This window comes from Roseovarius marisflavi (genome assembly GCF_900142625.1).
GTDB lineage: Bacteria > Pseudomonadota > Alphaproteobacteria > Rhodobacterales > Rhodobacteraceae > Roseovarius > Roseovarius marisflavi.
In genome coordinates, this window is the sequence record NZ_FRBN01000005.1 from 24,783 (window position 1) to 42,476 (window position 17,694).

Annotated in this window: 17 protein-coding genes; 8 read left to right on the forward strand and 9 right to left on the reverse strand. The window is 58.3% G+C overall.

The window, feature by feature from the left end:
* Positions 1–27: 27 nt before the first annotated feature.
* The 4 genes from BUB78_RS06500 to BUB78_RS06515 form a co-directional block, all read right to left on the reverse strand.
* The gene (locus tag BUB78_RS06500; protein WP_073196290.1) at positions 28–1,404 is read right to left on the reverse strand and encodes a tetratricopeptide repeat protein; all 1,377 of its coding nucleotides are present in this window, start codon (positions 1,402–1,404) and stop codon (positions 28–30) included.
* Positions 1,405–1,611: 207 nt separating this feature from the next.
* Positions 1,612–2,082 (reverse strand): DUF302 domain-containing protein, encoded by a 471-nt coding sequence (locus tag BUB78_RS06505; RefSeq protein ID WP_073196292.1) that lies wholly within the window; start codon positions 2,080–2,082, stop codon positions 1,612–1,614.
* A gap of 76 nt (positions 2,083–2,158) precedes the next feature.
* A complete protein-coding gene (locus BUB78_RS06510; protein WP_073196601.1) occupies positions 2,159–3,334 on the reverse strand; it encodes a CaiB/BaiF CoA transferase family protein in 1,176 nt (391 codons plus the stop codon).
* Between the two features lie 10 nt (positions 3,335–3,344).
* Positions 3,345–4,976 (reverse strand): thiamine pyrophosphate-binding protein, encoded by a 1,632-nt coding sequence (locus BUB78_RS06515; RefSeq protein WP_073196294.1) that lies wholly within the window; start codon positions 4,974–4,976, stop codon positions 3,345–3,347.
* A gap of 209 nt (positions 4,977–5,185) precedes the next feature.
* On the opposite strand from BUB78_RS06515, the gene BUB78_RS06520 reads away from it, so the two are divergent.
* The 6 genes from BUB78_RS06520 to BUB78_RS06545 all read left to right on the forward strand — a co-directional run bounded on the left by BUB78_RS06520 (position 5,186) and on the right by BUB78_RS06545 (position 8,985).
* The gene (locus BUB78_RS06520) at positions 5,186–5,797 is read left to right on the forward strand and encodes a ribonuclease D (RefSeq protein WP_073196297.1); all 612 of its coding nucleotides are present in this window, start codon (positions 5,186–5,188) and stop codon (positions 5,795–5,797) included.
* Positions 5,797–6,411, forward strand: a complete 615-nt coding sequence (lptC, locus tag BUB78_RS06525) for an LPS export ABC transporter periplasmic protein LptC (RefSeq protein WP_073196299.1) — start codon at positions 5,797–5,799, stop codon at positions 6,409–6,411. The genes BUB78_RS06520 and lptC overlap by 1 nt, the downstream gene beginning before the upstream one ends.
* Positions 6,408–6,911: a lipopolysaccharide transport periplasmic protein LptA gene (lptA, locus tag BUB78_RS06530; protein WP_073196302.1), complete on the forward strand. Its 504-nt coding sequence runs from the start codon at positions 6,408–6,410 to the stop codon at positions 6,909–6,911. The genes lptC and lptA overlap by 4 nt, the downstream gene beginning before the upstream one ends.
* Positions 6,908–7,666, forward strand: coding sequence for an LPS export ABC transporter ATP-binding protein (lptB, locus tag BUB78_RS06535; protein WP_073196305.1), 759 nt, complete (start codon positions 6,908–6,910; stop codon positions 7,664–7,666). Before lptA ends, lptB begins: the two co-directional genes overlap by 4 nt.
* A gap of 243 nt (positions 7,667–7,909) precedes the next feature.
* Positions 7,910–8,473 carry a ribosome hibernation-promoting factor, HPF/YfiA family gene (gene hpf / locus BUB78_RS06540; protein WP_073196307.1) on the forward strand — a complete coding sequence of 188 codons (564 nt, stop codon included), beginning with the start codon at positions 7,910–7,912 and terminating at the stop codon, positions 8,471–8,473.
* A 47-nt stretch (positions 8,474–8,520) separates the two neighbouring features.
* The gene (locus BUB78_RS06545) at positions 8,521–8,985 is read left to right on the forward strand and encodes a PTS sugar transporter subunit IIA (RefSeq protein ID WP_073196309.1); all 465 of its coding nucleotides are present in this window, start codon (positions 8,521–8,523) and stop codon (positions 8,983–8,985) included.
* Between the two features lie 17 nt (positions 8,986–9,002).
* On the opposite strand, the gene BUB78_RS06550 is transcribed toward BUB78_RS06545, so the two are convergent.
* The 5 genes from BUB78_RS06550 to BUB78_RS06570 form a co-directional block, all read right to left on the reverse strand.
* Positions 9,003–10,430 carry a sulfotransferase family 2 domain-containing protein gene (locus BUB78_RS06550; RefSeq protein WP_073196311.1) on the reverse strand — a complete coding sequence of 476 codons (1,428 nt, stop codon included), beginning with the start codon at positions 10,428–10,430 and terminating at the stop codon, positions 9,003–9,005.
* 6 nt (positions 10,431–10,436) lie between these two features.
* A complete protein-coding gene (locus BUB78_RS06555) occupies positions 10,437–12,134 on the reverse strand; it encodes a DUF5927 domain-containing protein (RefSeq protein ID WP_073196313.1) in 1,698 nt (565 codons plus the stop codon).
* 17 nt (positions 12,135–12,151) lie between these two features.
* Positions 12,152–13,138: a glycosyltransferase family 2 protein gene (locus BUB78_RS06560; RefSeq protein WP_073196315.1), complete on the reverse strand. Its 987-nt coding sequence runs from the start codon at positions 13,136–13,138 to the stop codon at positions 12,152–12,154.
* A gap of 184 nt (positions 13,139–13,322) precedes the next feature.
* The gene (locus BUB78_RS06565; RefSeq protein ID WP_073196317.1) at positions 13,323–13,874 is read right to left on the reverse strand and encodes an ActR/PrrA/RegA family redox response regulator transcription factor; all 552 of its coding nucleotides are present in this window, start codon (positions 13,872–13,874) and stop codon (positions 13,323–13,325) included.
* A 77-nt stretch (positions 13,875–13,951) separates the two neighbouring features.
* Positions 13,952–14,581: an SCO family protein gene (locus BUB78_RS06570; RefSeq protein ID WP_073196319.1), complete on the reverse strand. Its 630-nt coding sequence runs from the start codon at positions 14,579–14,581 to the stop codon at positions 13,952–13,954.
* A 90-nt stretch (positions 14,582–14,671) separates the two neighbouring features.
* On the opposite strand from BUB78_RS06570, the gene regB reads away from it, so the two are divergent.
* Both regB and BUB78_RS06580 read left to right on the forward strand, forming a co-directional pair.
* Positions 14,672–16,066, forward strand: coding sequence for a sensor histidine kinase RegB (gene regB, locus BUB78_RS06575; RefSeq protein ID WP_073196603.1), 1,395 nt, complete (start codon positions 14,672–14,674; stop codon positions 16,064–16,066).
* 95 nt (positions 16,067–16,161) lie between these two features.
* Entirely contained in the window at positions 16,162–17,688 is a 1,527-nt protein-coding gene (locus tag BUB78_RS06580; protein ID WP_073196321.1) for a PAS-domain containing protein, read from the forward strand.
* Positions 17,689–17,694 lie beyond the last annotated feature (6 nt).

The following is a 17,694-nucleotide window of genomic DNA, read 5'->3' on the forward strand; positions in this document are numbered from 1 at the left end:
GTCGGCTCCTTTGTGGAAATTAAGCGCTTACTCGGCCGGAAGGCGGCCTGCCTGTTTCCAACCGCCCTTGGACTCGGCGATAAGATCGAACCGGGCACTGGCATAGGCATCCAGACGGCCGGCACGCTGTGTCAGGCGTTCCTGCAAGATGACCTCGGCATCGTCAAGAAACCCGCCACGGATCGCGGAATCGATTGTCAGGCGCTCGAAGACGTCACGTTGCGCATGGCTGCCGCCAACAAGTTGCATGGATCGTCTTGCCCGTCCAAGGTTAAGAAACGCAGTCTTGTAGTCCCCTTCCCCGAAGGCCTCAAGCCCCGTTGCCGCCGATAGGCCGGGTGTTGCCAGCCGCGCCTTCATCTCGTCGGCGGTGGTGTTGCGGGCATCGCGTTGCAGCCGCCCCATCATGCGCCTGACGGCCTCGGTCCGGTCGCCGCCGATAAGCGCCATGAGGTAATGCAGATCGGCAAACACAAGACAGGCATCTTCGGTGCGGCGCTCGGAAATATCGGCAAGCTCTTCCCAGCGGTCGCCGACATTGATGCCGTCAAGTTCAAGCCGCATCAAAAGCGCGCTGCCGTTGGAAATGTCGCGGAAATCGTCGGTTTTATCGCTGCGGATTTCGGTATCGTAAAGGTCGAACACCGCATCGATCTCGCCCTGATCAAGGTGCATCAGGGCCTTGTGCCACCACACGTGATAGCGAAAGTTGTTGCAATGCGCCCAGGCATGTTCACGCCCGTCAAGCCAGCTTAGACCCGCGCGCGCATTGCCGGTCATGTCAAACACATGCGCCACCGCATGCAGCCCCCAGGCATCATCGGGCGACAGGCTCAACCCAAGGCGCCCGGCGGTTTCGGCGCGGCTATACTCGCCGGTTTCCTCAAGCGAAAACGCATGACAGCCAAACAGATAGCCGCGTGCCGGGTTCTTGGCGTCATAGGTTGGCAAAACCGCCTCGATCGAGGCCCGCATGCCTTTGCAATCCCCAAGGATAAACCGGGTGGCATGGCCTATCTTCATCGCCATCGCATCTTCGGGCCAACGGGCAAGGATCGCTTCCATCTCCTGAATCGTCTCGCTTGGCCGTCCCTCAAGCCATGCGCCAAGGCCGCGCACAAAGCCCATTTCGCGTGCGTTCGGCACCACGCGTTCGGCGCCGACAAGGGCCGCTGCATAGGCCTCTTGCGCGGTATCCATAAGCTCTCGGCGTCCGAGCATCAGAAGGAACAGGCCCTTGACCGCATGGGCCATGGCAAAATCGGGCGCCTCTTTCAAAACCGTGCCAAGATGTTCAGGGGTGCTCGCGCCATGAGCAAGAAACGCCAGCACCATCTTGTCCCACGCCTCGGCGGCGACAGGCGATGATACGGTCACCTCGTACCCGAATTGATCATTACGCATGGCCCGATTTCCTTTCGGCAGTAAGTTCTTGATCAGCTAGCCCGCTATTTAACACGTCAGCAACATGCCGAAGGCGCACCTCACCAACACGTTATCGAGTCTTTAACGAATGTGACGAGTAGCGGGCAGGTGTTCACGTGTAAGGCGCTGCAAAATCGGCACAAACCCGCCTAACGCGAGCAGAGTCAGCAATGCTTTGCCCGAAAATCACTCGGAAATGGCGGTTTTTGCGATATTTTCAAAAACACCGTCCAATTCTTCCGCCAAATCGCGCAGCGCATCACCACCCTCGTCGAAATAGGGGGCAAAGACCACGGTGGGCGTGCGGTAACTCAGGCTCGCGGTGCCATCATCGTCTTCGGTCACATAGATGCGAATCGGGGCTTCGATGCCCGAGGCGACACTGGCGGCCAGCATGCGGCGGGCATAATCGTTGCGATAAAGCCCGAAGATCCGGTTGCCAGGTATCTCGTGGCCCTGCATGCGCGCGCCGTCGGACGCGCTGGCCTGGGTAACAATCGCGATGGGGGCGCCTTTGACTGCGTCGCGCACAGCCTCAACCAGATCACCGTAGGATTTAGCCGTGTCGTGCACCACCCAGCCGTCGCGCGGCTCAAGCGCCTGTGCGCTGCCTGCGGCCAAACCGAGAATCGCCAGAATGCTTAGAAATCGTTGCATAGCATTGCCCTCGCTTTCGCGAGCATGGCTATCGCGGCGGGCGCTGCGGGGCAAATCACTATGGCGAGAGGGCGGGTTACAGACCGCGTTTGATCCGCTCCAGAACCTCGTCCGTATCGGCGCCGATGCCGGGCGGCGCGCTGCGGTAACTCACCGGGGTGCGCGAGAACTTGAGCGGATTGCCCAACAGGCGCACCTCGCCCTTGGCGGTCTGGGGCGCGGGCAGGGTCACGGTCATCTCGCGCGCCTTTGCCTGATCGGATTCAAGGGTCTGCTCGATGGTGTTGACCGGCCCGACCGGCACCTTGCGAAGCTCTAGCCCGGCGATGACATGGTCGGTGTCGCGCGCGCCGAGAATCTCGGCAATGTCCGGAACAAGGGTGTCACGATGGGTCAGGCGCGCACCATTGGTGGCAAACCGCGGGTCGCTGGCCCATTCGCCCCGCCCCAGATAGTCGCAAAAACGCGCGAATTGGCTATCGTTGCCGACCGCTACAATGACATAGCCATCGCGCGTCTCGAATACCTGATAGGGCACGATATTGGGATGGGCATTACCCGCCCGCGTCGGGGCCACGCCGGAAGTGAGGTAATTCAAACCCTGATTGACCAGCCAGGCCATGGTCGCATCGACAAGCGCGATATCAATATGTTGCCCCTCGCCGGTGGCATCGCGGTGACGCAACGCTGACAGTATACCCACCGTGGCATAAAGCCCGCAGACCACATCGGCCACGCCAACGCCAACCTTCATCGGTTCTTTGCCAGCCTCGCCAGTAATACTCATGATGCCGCCAAAGCCCTGCGCCATGAGGTCATAACCGGGTTTGTCGCGGTTCGGGCCGGTCTGGCCAAAGCCGGAGATCGAGCAATAGACAAGCCCCGGATAAGCGGCGCAAAGCGTGTCGTGATCAAGCCCGTATTTCCTAAGGCCGCCGGGTTTGAAATTCTCGATCACCACATCGGCGCGCCCGGCAAGATCATAGAGCGCCTTTTGCGCCGCAGGATCGGTGAGGTCGAGGGCGACGGATTTCTTGTTGCGGTTCGAGGACATGAAATAGGCCGAAAGATCGGTCGGCTTACCCTCGCCATCAAGCGCAAAAGGCGGGCCCCATGTGCGGGTGTCATCGCCACCGGGGCTTTCGATCTTGATCACCTCGGCGCCAAGATCGCCCATCAACTGGGTACAGGTCGGCCCCGCAAGAATGCGGCTGAGATCAAGAACGACAAGGCCGTCAAGCGGTCCGGGCATGGGGGGCTCCTTAGATTCGGCCATCGTAAGACCCGCGATCAATTTCGGCGGCGATCACGGTGAAGGTATCGGCCTTTTGCGCGTCTTGCAGCGCTGCGCGCAATTCGGCCCGAGACCTGACGCTCACGCCATTGCCACCAAAGGCCCGGCCAATCGCCGCAAAATCATGGTGGCCGAAATCAACCGCAAGATTGACCATCTGGCGTTCGCGCTGTTTCTTTTCGATCAACGAAAGGCTTGCATCGACAAACACCACGAAAATCACCGGCAGCTTGAGCTCGGCCACGGTCGAAAGCTCGCCCGCGACCATCAGAAAGCCGGCATCGCCGGAAAAGCTTACCACCGGGCGATCCGGCTCTGCGATCTTGGCGCCCATGGCCAGCGGCACGGCACAGCCCATGGTGCAGAGCGCGGTCGATTGCAAAAGCGCTTGCGGGGCGTAAGAGGTCCACATCTGCGACAAGAGAATGCGATGCGCGCCGCTGTCGCAGGTGGCAATCGTGTTGGCGGGAAGGGTCGCGCGGGCCTCGGCGATCACGCCCGCCGCGCCCCAGTCATCGTCTTGCGGAAAGGCATCGGCCAAAGCGGCGCGCACCGCCGCCGGTTCACCGCCGGGCCATGTGGCACGCGGGGCAACGCCATCGCAAAGTGCGCGCAGGCTGGCACCGGAGTCGCCGACGATATTCATCGTCGCCTGATGCATGTACTGATGGTTCGCCACCGCCGCGATGTCGATCACGTTCACCTTGGCCGGGTTCCAGATTTCACGCCAGCCGGGACGCATTTCAATCGGATCATAGCCAACGCAGAGGATCAGATCGGCGCGCTTGACCAGCGGCACCATGATCCCGTCGGCCAACGGCGAGAGGCCCGCCCCCCCCATCGCCATGGCGTGGGTTTCATCAATCAGCCCCTTGGCCTTGTAGGTGGTGATCACCGGAATGCCGTGGCGCTCGGCAAGGGCGGTAATATCGGGACCGGCACCTTCGTTCATCGCGTCAAGGCCGACGATCATGACCGGGCGTTCGGCATCGGCCAGCCAGCCGCGCGCACGGGCCAGACCCTCGCCCGGCGCGGGCACCATCACCTCGGCCATCGGACGACGGCGCAGGATCGGCAGGGTCACGCGGGTGTCGGCCACACTGATCGGCACGTCGATATGTACCGGGCCGGGCCGCCCCTCAAGCGCAATGCCCATCGCCTTGTCGGCGATGATGTCGGCGCCTTGGGCGGTCAGGCGAAAGGTCGCCTTGGTGATCGGGCGCAAAACGGCCTCGTGATCCAGAATCTGATGGGTATAGGTCAGCGCCTCGTCGGCATCGACACAGCCCGACAGCACGATAAGCGGAACGCGATCCTGATGGGCGTTGGCGATCGCGTTGACCCCGTTCAGAACCCCCGGCCCCAATGTAGCAATCAGAATCCCCGGCGCGCCGGTGCGATGCCATACGCCTTCGGCCATGAAGGCGGCGGCGTTTTCGTGGCGTGCCAGAACGCATTCAATCCCGGCGCGCGACAGCGCATCCATCACGGTGAGAACCTCGCCCCCCGGCATGCCGAACGCGTGGCGACACCCGGCCTCGTACAAGCGGCGCGCAAGGTAATCGGCGGCGCGATCGGCGGTCTGATTGACCTGTGTCACGGGGGCACTCCTTTGTCATTCTAACCCACTTTCTGGCCGAGCAACGGCCCAACCGCAAGCGCCTTTGGCGACAGTTTGATATGTGTTTACTGGAATTCCCCCCGCCCAGTGGCTAAATGTCGGGTTGAGGGGTGTCGGCAAAACGCTTAATCACAAGGCTGGTTCATTATCTAAGCCCATGCTTTTTCATCCGGGCGCAAGGACATCAAATGGCAAACCATCTCTATCAGAACGATCTGCCCGATGGGCTGGATCTTGGGCCTGTCGTGGCAATCGACTGTGAAACCATGGGGCTTCATCCGCATCGCGACCGGCTTTGCCTTGTGCAGCTGTCCGGTGGCGATGGAAACGCCCATATGGTGCAGGTCGCCAAAGGCCAGACCAGCGCACCCAATCTGGCGGCACTTCTGGAAAACCCGGATGTGCTCAAGCTGTTTCACTATGGCCGGTTTGATATCGCGGCGATGTACAACGCCTTTGGTGCGCTTGCGGCGCCGGTTTATTGCACCAAGATCGCCAGCAAACTGATCCGTACCTATACGGACCGGCATGGCCTCAGATACCTGCTTCAGGAATTGCTGAGCGTTGATATCTCGAAGCAACAGCAAACCTCGGATTGGGGCGCGCCCAAGCTGAGCGACGCACAGCTTGATTATGCCGCCTCGGATGTTCTTTACCTGCACCGCCTGCGCGAGGCGCTGAATGTGCGGCTGGAACGCGAAGGCCGCATGGACTTGGCGGCAAACTGTTTTGAGTTTCTGCCGACGCGCGCGCGCCTTGATCTTGCGGGATGGCCCGAGACCGATATCTTTGCCCACTGATGGCGCGCTCAGATAACACCTATTCGCAGGTCGTTGCGTGGATGAAGATCATCCTGCCAATGCTGGCGCTTGGGTTGTTATCAACCTTGTTTCTTATCTCGCGCACCATTGACCCAACGCAATCTGCGCCCTTCGCCCGGATCGACCTTGAACAGCGCGCTCAGGACCAGGGTGCAACCAAGCCAAGCTTTTCCGGGGTGACCCAACAGGGCGACGAAATCCTGTTCACCGCCGATACCGTGCGACCCGAGTACGACGAACCCGAGACGCTTTTGGTTGAGAACATCATGGCGCGCATGGCGCTTTTTGACGGTACAGTTGTCAATATCACCTCGCTGCATGCGCAAATGAACCTCAATAACCTAACGGCCCATCTTGAAGGTCGGGTACATATCGTCACCTCGACCGGTTACGTGGTGGCGACAGACCGGCTTGATACGCGACTGGATGAAATCCATGCTGAAAGCCGGGGGCCGATCAGCGCAGAGGGGTCGATCGGCTCGATCAAGGCCGGACGCATGCTTTTACAGAACAATAACGAGAGCAAAGAGCCGGAATTGGTTTTCACGGGCGGCGTCGAACTGATATACCACCCCGGAACCGCCAAGGAATGACCTACGTGCCCAGAATTATGATATTTGTGACCGGGCTGTTCTTGATGTGCCTGCCCGCGATTGCCGCAGCGCAGGGCGCACTGGTCGCTTTTGGCAGCACCCAACGGGATCGCGATCTGCCGGTTGAGGTCACCTCGGAGACCCTTAACGTCAATCAAAATGACAACACTGCGGTTTTTACCGGCAACGTGGTGATTGGACAGGGCGAAATGCGGCTTTCAGCGCCAAGGGTTCTGGTGGTTTATCTAGAGGATCAATCCGGGATCGAGAGCCTTGAGGCGACCGGCGGCGTAACAGTGGTCAGTGGGCCGGATGCCGCAGAGGCCGCCCGCGCCGAGTATAATATCGTCACCGGCATGATCAGAATGCAGGGCGATGTTCTCTTGGTCCAGGGCGATAACGCCATCACCGGCGACACCCTGATTGTGGATACGACCGCAGGAACCGCACAGGTTAGCGGACGGGTCAAAACCCTGCTTCAACCGGAAGGCAAGCCGTGAACGCACCTAACCTGACCCTTGCGCATGAAAACACCGGGCTGCGGATAGAGAGCCTGCGCAAAAGTTATAAAAAGCGGGTGGTCATCCGTGATGTCTCGCTGTCGCTTGAACAGGGTGAGGTTGTAGCGCTTTTGGGGCCGAACGGGTCGGGGAAAACCACGACCTTTTATGCCATCGCCGGGCTTATCTATCCCGAGGGCGGGCATATCTTTATCGACGGGCGTGATGTCACCAACCTGCCAATGTATCGCCGTGCCAAGCTTGGAATCGGCTATCTGCCGCAGGAAATGTCGATTTTTCGCGGGTTGTCGGTAGAAGACAACATCATGGCAATCCTCGATATTTCCGAAAGTGACCGCCACAAGCGGCGCGAGCGGCTGGAAGAGCTGTTGTCGGAATTCTCGGTCGAACATCTGCGCCGTGCGCCCGCACTTGCCCTCTCGGGAGGCGAACGCCGCCGGGTCGAGATTGCGCGCTGCCTGGCGGCGAATCCGCGGTATCTTTTGCTGGATGAGCCCTTTGCCGGGGTCGATCCGATTTCGGTTGGCGATATCCGCCATTTGGTGGCCGACCTGAAAAAACGCGGCATCGGTGTTCTGATCACCGATCACAATGTGCGCGAAACGCTGGAGATCGTTGATCGGGCCTATATTTTGCACGACGGCAAGGTCCTGATGTCCGGAACCCCCAAGGACGTGGTCGAGAATGAAAACGTGCGCCGCGTCTATCTTGGCGATAATTTCCGCATCTCTTAACGCCAACCCTTTGATGCCGAAACCCAGTGTGATCCGCTCAATTTGAATTGACAAGACCGCCAGAAAGCGCGTCAATTGAGTTATGACATGTGTTGAACTCGCGCTGTTCTTTGAATGGTCCCCGCAACAAGGGCCTGCTTTCGGACAATTTCAACATATGTCGATTATCAGCATCCCGAACTAGCACAAAACCTGGCGCAGGTGCGCCGTGCTACTCGAGGTTTGTCAAATAAAGGAGACAAGATGCGTTACCAAATCAGCGGACGGCAGATCGATATTGGCGAAGCTCTTCAGGTGTATGTAAAAGAACAGCTTGGAACAGTTGTCGATAAATATACCGGGCGGCCGACCGATGCGAATGTATTCTTTTCCAAAACGGGCAGCGAATTTAAGTGCGAAGCTATCGTGCATCTGTCCACCGGCCTGACGGCACAGGCTAACGGCAAGGCGCATGAAATCTACGCGGCATTTGATGCGTGCTGCGAAAAAATGGACAAACAACTCAGACGGTACAAGCGTAGACTGAAAGACCACCATAAAGAGCGTCCGCAGCCGGTTGAACTCTCTGGAGCTTCCTCTTATATCCTCGCTTCAGACAGTGAAGGAACGGAATCAGAGCCTGAAAGCCTGCAACCGATCATCATCGCCGAGATGGAAACCAAGATTCCATCGCTTTCGGTTGGTGAGGCGGTCATGCAGATGGAGCTAGCAGGCGCCCCGGTTCTGGTTTTTCACAATGAAGGCAAAGAAGCGGTCAACGTCGTATATCGCCGGGAAGATGGCAATATAGGCTGGATTGATCCGTAAATCAGGGCAACGGGTGATGCAAATCGCCTGTTTGGGCGGCACAGTTAATGGAACTTCCTATGATCCTCAACCCTCAGGCAGTGCGCGCTCTGTCAGGCGTGACAAGCAAAAAGCGCCTCATGCAAGATCTGGGTTTGATTGCGGAAACTGCCTATGGCGTTCCGCATTCCGCCGCTGTTGAGGCGCTTTTGGAGCGCGAAAGCCTTGGCCCAACCGGTGTGGGCCATGGCGTCGCTCTTCCGCATGCCCGCCTAGAGGGGCTTGACCATGTGGTTGGCGTTCTGGTGGTGCTGGACAAGCCGATTGATTTCGATTCCGTTGATCGTCAGCCGGTTGACCTTGCCTTTGCGCTTTTCGCCCCGATTGATGCCGGGGTTGAGCACCTTAAAGCACTTGCGCTTGTGTCGCGGACCCTTCGGGATACATCGCTTTGTGCCAAGTTGCGCGCCAATAGTGATCCCGTCACGCTTTACGCGATCGTGACCGAAGCGCAGGTGGTTCAGGCCGCCTGATCCATAGAATCAACGCCTCAGGCCCAGCGACCAAATCCGAAAGTAATATAATCGCGCTGATAAACGTCACGCGCCAGGGCCTCGATCTCTTCATCATAAATCTCGGAGAGATCAAACGGCCGATCCCCCGTCGCTTGCGGCGGCACCGGTGGCTTGGCATAGCCGACCTGACGCGCCATAGCGGCAAGATAGCCTTTCATTTCGGTTTCGCGGATCACCATGTCAGGTGACCCGAATTGTGCCATCCCTTCCAGAACCGAGGCCTGCGTGGCCCAATGCGCATCAACCCGAATGCCGGTCTGACCGGCAAGGTTGGCCTTGAGAAAGGTCAAGAACGCAACAAAGGCCTCGCGGTGGGCGCGCCGATCATAATCTTCGCCCAACTCGCCGCCGGGCAGCGGAAGTTTATGGAAATTGCGCAGCGTCTTACGAATATCGCGATAACAGCCCGGCCCCTTGACCAGAATCTTGGCGCAGAAGGCGGCATGCGCGCGCGCCACCGGATGGCGCAGAACCGTAAAGCGGCGATGCCCCGGCTTGCGTCGCATCCATTGGCGCAGCGCCCTTTGGTTGAGCTTGGTCGGCAAGGTATCCGGCGGCACACCATCAAGCGCCGCAAGCCAGTGCTGCACTTCGGTTTCGGGGCCAGAGCGCACCGGCATATAAAGCAGCGCCGCCTTTGCCGCACTGACAAATCCCGGCACGGCAGCCCCGCGACGCGGCTCGAAATTCGGGGTGCGCGTCAGATTGAACGGGTCCAGCCCCGTAAGCGCGCGCTCCATCTCGTCAAAATTGGAAACCTTGTCTTCAAGCCCGCTTGGGTTCTGCTTTTTCAGAGAGTCGTCAAGCGCTTCCAGAACCGTCGGGCAGCCGAGATAGCGCGCCAGCCCATTCATCACCTCAAGGCTTTGGAGATCATCATAGGCCACGTAAAACGCGGTCTGTCCGCTTTGCTGCAACCGGTTCAAAAGGAACACCTGAAATTCCTGAAGCCGCCCGACATGGCGTTCAAACTCCATGCCGTCAAACGCGATCTTGCTATCGCGGCGCCGCTTGACGTTGGTCAGCTTCCACTGGCCCGTGGCCTGGGCAATTTTCCACGACACATAGCTATCGACCGGGTTCCGGGTCAGCACGATCTTGGCGCAGCGCGGATCGTCCAGCATAATATCAAGCACGCGCGGATCGTGATCATGAAAGAACCGAAAACCGCCAATGCCGTCTGACCGGGTTTTTATCGCTTCGATCAACCGCCCCGGATCGCCATCGCGCATCGCCTGCGTCACCTCCAAAACCTCGGTCTTATTGGGATAGGCGATGAAATGCGGATTGAACGCCTCGCCATGGCATTCAATGCCGTCAAAGGCATTCAGGTTGCTTTCAAGAAAGTTCGATCCTGTGCGCATTTCTGCAAACACGACGAAATAGTCAAACGGGGCTGTCATCAATATTTACCGCACCAGATAAGGTTTGCGCTGGTTCTGCTGAGGTTCGTGCAGCCTGTGCTCGATCGGGAAGTCACCCATAAGATAAGGATGCATGCCCTGGTTCTTGAGGTTTTGAAGAAACTGCCCAAAACCGCTTAGATCGGTCATGCGCGGCACCTCGGCCAGGCCACGCAGGTTCTGTTGGCCAATTTCGTCGATGATCGTTTGTAATGGCTCCATCGGGGCCTCAATGAATTCGGCCATGGTCCAGATCCGCACCCGCGCCTTTGTCCACTGCGATCGCAGCACCTCGAGGTGCTTGCTTTCGACCCGTTGCAACAGGGCCGCCTCGCGCCGGATGTCCGAGAAATTTCTGTTGGATTTGAAAAGCGGCACGGCCCAGGCCCCGGAGATCACCGAAATTTGGGCGTTCGGGTCTTTGGCGATTTCCCATTCGATCTTTTGCTTGTCGCGCGGGCCGAATTGAAAACACTGGCGTTCCCCGCGTGTGTTCCAGATCAGGCTCGCCAGAAAGGCGCGCGGATTATAATCGCGCAGGGCGGCGCTATCGCTGAGCGCGCCGTTCATCACAGTTTGGCCTTCGGAAAACGCGGCCCGCTCTGGCGCAAATAGATGGCCATGCACGCGCATGCCGGTCATCTTGGCCAACCACGGCTCGAAATTCTCGAAAAGGTCGGAAAACCCCTCAAATACCGAATATTGCGCGCAGGTCAGGCCGTTTTCACGGCCCTCGACCGGAAACCGGCTCTGCATGTAAAGACCGGGGCGCCCGCGCGTGCGCCGCTCGACCGCCTTGGCAAAAATGCGGTCAATCTTGCCGGGGTTCGGTTCGGTCCGGTTCATCGCGCCAGCCTGATCGGTCAAAAACGCCTGATACAGACGATCGGCAAACGGCCAGATCTTGCGGGCGACAAAGCAATCCGACCGCCGCAAGAGTTGCAGGTGGTCGTCATAGAAAATATGCGGCTTGCCTTGATAGTCGAATTTCGAAAGTGTCAGAGAGCGGCTTTCGATCTGGCGCGAATATTGCCGGACCAGGGTCTGGAAGTAGCTTTCATCGGGAATCCAGACCTTGCTGAAATAGCGGTCATAGGTGTCGCGCTCGGGGTCCTGAAGAATGGCCGAGAGGGTTTGGCGCGTCAGGCACCACCACTGGCTTCCCATATGGGGGACGATACCGTTGGGAATACGTCGCTTGAACCGCAATATGCGCTGAAGCGCGACGTATTTATCGAATAAATAGCGTTGGTTGCGCCACGAAAACGGAAAGCGCAGGGTAAAACGTTCCTGATCAAGGCCGCCCATCGTCCAGGGCACATCGGCGGTGGTGGCGGATTCGATGAAATCGGTATGCGGACGCTTGGCAAGGTAGTCGATAAGCTCTTGCACCGGGCGCAGCGGCAGGCAGGAGCCCGACGCAAGATAGACGTGGCGCACATCGGCAAAGTCGCGGAGCATGATCTTGGCCGCATCCTGTGTCGCGGCCACAAGCCCCCAGGTGCCCCACTCGCAGCGATGCCGCTTGGCAAACCGCACATCCGGCATATCGGACAAGGCGTTTACAAAAGCGTCATAGGTTTTGCGCGGCACGGCCTTGTCGACATGGATCACCAGCGGACAGCCCGCCGCCGCCCAGTGGCGCGCCACCTGTTCGGCGCGGCCAAAGGCGGTATGGACCAGCATGATGATCCCGACACCCATGATTTACTGCCCTTCCCTCATGCCCAGTTCCCCTTGGACATAAGGCCAAGGATCTCTAGCTGACGCCAGTTTATATATTTTTCTGACCATTTGCACCAAAGCTCTGGGTTTTCCTGCACGGTTCTTGCGTAGGCCTTGTATTCCACACTGGCCGAATAATGCTGTCGGCGGGTTAATTCCTCGGCGGCTTTGGCGGTGAAGGTGTCAAGGAACTTGGCGTGAAGCAGTATCCCGCTGGCCTTTTCCCCGCCCCATTCATCGTAGGTCAGGTTAAGACCGCGCGGCAAAAGCATATGGGTCGAGCTTTCATAGGCATAGCGCCGGTCCCATTTGACCAGCGGCGTCTTGTTCAGAGCGGGCGCTTTTTTCGGAGCATCAGGAAAGAACACCCGCGCCCGTGGACCACCCTGAATCCAGACGTTGCCGTAAAACTTGTTCTTCGCGATCACATAGTTGCCGGGATCAAACCAGGCCGCTATCTCAAGCGGGTTTTGCCCGGCCTGATAGGGCACCGCATCAATCCGGCCCTTGGGGTACATATCCAAAAGCATGGCGCCAAAGGATTTGACCTGACTGGAATCAAGCCAGTCGGTCAGGGCCCGGATCGGGCGGGTATCGCAAAACGGATAGACAAAGAATTCATCGGCATCCACCACAAGCGTCCAGTGATCATGGCCGTATTTCTGTTGCAGCCAGTTCAGCCAATCGACCCCAAAGCGGGACCGCTTATAGCTTGATTTGGTCGACCAGAGCGACACGTCGTCCTGTTGCGCCAGGTATTCGGCGCCGCCATCGGTGCTGTCATTATCGACGATCAGGAAATGCGACACGCCCATTTCCCGATAATATTTCAGGAAATACGGCAATCGGATATGTTCATCGCGCAGGGTCGAAAACAAAAGGATATCACCAGGACGAATCTTTTCCGTCCGGTTGGCGACCGGTGTCAGCGAAAAATGCTTGCGAAAAGCGCGCGCTTTCGCCCGCTTTCGCCGCAGCCGCATCCGATAAGACTGCCACACACCCAAAGAGTTCGCCCCCAGTTAAAACGCTTTTCATCGCCAAACACTATCTCAGGGCAATTAATACAATCTTTTTTCTGCCCAATCTTTGGCAAAAACACAAACTGTTGCCAAATCAGATAAAAAACTGGTGTCTGGCCCAGCGCACCCTGGTTTGCGGTTTGACTTAGCGTGGCGAGCGCTTGGCCAAGATGCGCTGTAGGGTGCGGCGGTGCATATTCAGGCGGCGGGCGGTTTCGCTTACGTTGCGATCGCAAAGCTCATAGACCCGCTGAATATGCTCCCAACGCACGCGATCCGCGCTCATCGGGTTTTCTGGTGGCGGCGGCAGGGCATCGCCGGTGGCCAGCAGTGCATTGGTGATATCCGTGGCATCGGCGGGCTTTGAGAGGTAATCCGTCGCGCCAATCTTGACTGCGGCAACCGCCGTGGCGATCGCGCCATAGCCCGTCAAGACCACGATCCGGCTATCGGGGCGCTTTTCGCGGATGATTTCGACCACATCAAGGCCGTTGCCATCCTCAAGCCGCAGATCACACACCGCATAGGCGGGCGGTCTTGCGGTGGCAATCGCGCGCCCTGCGGCAACCGATCCGGCGGTTTCAACCTCAAAGCCGCGCTTTTCCATGGCCTTGGCCAACCGTTTCAGAAACGGTTCATCGTCATCCAACAACAGAAGCGTTTTGTCCTCACCAATATCATGCTGGTCCTCGGCCATGCCGTTCCTCCTGTTGCGCGCAATCCCTAGAAAGGTTCTAGCCCGCGCTTTTGCCTGCGTCAAACAAACGCAATGCTTTAGCTTGCATCAATAAAACATTGAATGCGATCAGCCATTTGTTCGGCGGTGGCATCGCGGCGGAAAAACTCGACAAAGCCGTGCTCGGGCAAAGTCAGGTATGACATGGTCGAGTGATCCACGAGGTAGAGGTCCTCTTCGCCCTCGGCGGGCTTTTGCGCCTGATAAAACGTGCGGTATGCCTTGCTTGCCGCCTTGACCTGTTCCGCCGATCCGGTCAGGCCAAGCATGCGGGGGTGCAAATAATCCGTGAACTCGGCAAGCATCTCGGGCGTGTCGCGCTCGGGGTCAATCGAGATAAAGACCGGCTTTACGATCTTGCCGCGGCTTTCAAGTATGTCCACCGCCTCGGCATTGCGCGCCGCATCAAGCGGGCAGACGTCGGGACAGAAGGTATAGCCGAAATAGATCAGCGCAGGTTGGTCGATCACATCCTTTTCGGTCACCGTCTTGCCGGTTTCATCAACCAGGGTAAACGGCCCGCCGATCTGTCCGGCGCCGCCTGCCACGCTTGAGGCGCGGCATTGCGCGAACTGATCATCATCGCCGGCGAGCATCGTCATGTAATAGGTCACGCCAAGCAACAAAATCACGGCGGCCGTGGCGGCGATGGCAATCAGGCGGGTCATCGGGATTTCCTTGCGTTAGGGGGCATTGGGTGCAACTTTCAGCTTATCTAACATTCCCTTCCCCGCATGCAATGGGACGCAATCGCACATATGGTTGATCACACCGCCGCCCCCTTCAAATCGCGCCAGAGCGGAAGCTGGATCAGACTTCGCACGCTGGTGCTTTTGCGTTGGTGGGCGATTGTCGGTCAGGCAAGCGCGTTGATCATCGCAGAGCGGTTTTACGACCTCAACCTGGAAATCGGCCTGTGTTTTCTGGTGATCGGCGTTTCCATCGTCAGCAACCTCGTGGCCGCCTTTGTGTTTGCCGAGAACAAACGCCTGTCTGAACAGGACACGCTCTTGGTGGTTCTGTTCGATATGCTGCAACTTGGGTTACTGTTGTATCTGACCGGCGGGCTGAACAACCCGTTTTCCATTCTGATCGTCGGGCCGGTCACGGTGTCTGCCTCGGCGCTTTCATCCCGCTCAACCGCCTTTCTGGGGTTGATGGCGATCCTTATCGTGTCGGTCCTGATGCAGTTTTACCTGCCGCTACGCACCGAACAGGGGTTTATCCTTCGGGTGCCGGATGTCTTTCGCTTTGGCAATTGGGTGGCGATTGTGATCGCGGTGGTCTTTCTTGGTGTCTATTCCCGCTGGATCGTGCAGGAAATGCACGGCATGTCGGATGCCTTGCAGGCCACGCAAATGGCACTGGCTCGCGAACAAAAGCTGACTGATCTCGGCGGTGTTGTTGCCGCCGCCGCGCATGAACTTGGCACGCCTCTGGCGACGATCAAACTTGCCAGCGCCGAACTGGCAGAGGAGCTTTGTGATAGCCCCGACCTGCGCGAGGATGCGCTTTTGATTGTCGCTCAGACCGATCGCTGTCGCGATATCCTGCGCTCGATGGGCCGCGCGGGCAAGGACGACCTGCACCTGCGGACCGCCCCCCTTACCGCGCTTGTCGAAGAGGCAGCAGAGCCCCATGTCGATCGTGGTAAACAGATTCATTTTGACCATGCTGCGGGCGAGGGCGATATCATGTCTCAACCCAACGTTCTGCGCCGACCAGAAGTCGTTCATGGGCTGCGCAATCTTATTCAGAACGCGGTTGATTTCGCGCGCGAGAATGTCTGGGTGGAATCAAGCTGGACCGACGACACCATCACCCTTCGGATCATGGATGACGGGCGCGGATATCCGCCGCATCTTTTGGGCAGGATCGGTGATCCGTTCATGCGTCGCCGTGCCCCTGTGGGCGACCCCCAGCGCCCCGGTTACGAAGGCATGGGCCTTGGGCTTTTCATCGCCAAAACGCTGCTTGAACGCTCCGGCGCGGACCTTAGCTTTGCCAATGGATCGGAGTCGTTCAAATCACAGCAAAGCCATTCGGCCCGCACCGGCGCCTTTGTCGAAGTGACGTGGAATCGGGACGCCATCGCGGCACCATCCGGGGCAGAATCAACCCCACTGGGCCAAAATCAGCCCTTTAAAGCCTGAAGGTCGGCGGATTTCAGCGCGACCAGACCGTCATTAAGGCGGTCTTAACCAGTTTCGATAAAGTTTGACCCGACTCCTGAGACAAAAGGTGCAGCATGGTCAATCTAACCGTTTCAAATTCTGTCATCCTTGGCGGCCTTGTGGTCGTGTTTTCCTTTGCCGTGCTCTGGCTGATCGGGATGTCCCGGACAGGCCAGAACAACAAGCGCGGCGTGCAAGAACATGCGGTGCACTCAAACAGTTTCCTGTTCCGCAACGAAGATCTGATCGACCATGATGCCGATACGATGCCCTTGCCGAGTGCGGAAACCGAAGATGAGAGCGACTGGCAGCGCATGCGAAAATGGCTTGGCTTCCGCTTTTCAGACCTGCCGGAGCGCCTTGGCGATTTGACCGCTGATCTTGAGATCGAAAGCAATACCGACGGTTTGAAATCACGGCTTGAATTTTCGCTTGGCAACAAGGCGGTCCATCTTACGCTAAGTGAACCGGTTACACCTGATTCCGCCACTCTCCACGAAACCCTGCGCCAACAGGCCCTTTTGCAAGGACGGTCCGACGCAATCGACGCCGCCCCCATGCCGATTTGGGCGACCGACAAAGACGGCAATGTCATTTGGGAGAACCAGGCCAGCGAAGCGCTGAGCGATGATCATAAGGAGCAGATACTTTTGGCCCTTGGCGATGCCCCAGAACCAGGTCTTTCAGCATCGAAACGGGTGTCGCTTGAAAACCCTGTGGGGCCGTCTGACCTCTGGTATGATCTCAAGGCCATCGGCTCTGATACGGGTGCCCTGCATTATGCAGCCGACATTACCCGCATTATCCGCGCCGAAACCATTCAGCGTGAATTTGTCCAGACGCTGGCCAAAACCTTTGCCAACCTCACGACCGGCCTTGCAGTGTTTGACCGCAACAAGAATCTTGCGCTGTTCAATCCCGCGCTGATCGACCTTACCGGGCTTTCCCCCGAATACCTGAGTGCGCGGCCCAGCCTGATCAGCTTTTTTGATACGCTGCGTGACCGTCAGGTGATGCCAGAACCGAAAAACTATGCCAGCTGGCGCAGCCAGATTAACGATATGGTCAAAACCGCCGCCGGGGGTCTTTATCAAGAGGTCTGGAGCCTGCCATCAGGCCAGACCTATCGCGTCACCGGTCGCCCGCATCCAGATGGCGCCGTTGCCTTTCTGTTTGAGGATATTTCCGTCGAAATTCTCGCCACACGTCGCCACCGCATGCAAATGGATCTGCGCCAAACGGTTCTGGATCAACTTGATGAAGGTGTCGCGGTATTGTCCGCCGAAAACCGCCTGATGTTCTGCAACAAGACGCTTGGCACACTTTTGGGCATCGACCCGGACGGAAGCTTTGCCGATATGGGCCTTTCCGATCTTTTGGCGGCGTGCCACCGCCGTTACCCCGATGTTGGGCTCTGGGCCGAGGTCGAAGAAAAGATCACCCGCAAATCGCTAAGCAGCCCGATTATCGATACGGTTGGCCGCCCCGGTGGGGATGGTGCAACCTGTCGGGTCATGCCGCTTGGTGGTGGATTGACGATGGTCTGTCTGACGCAGATCGTTGCGGAAATTTCCGGCATGACCACCGCCGATCTGACCTGATCGCGG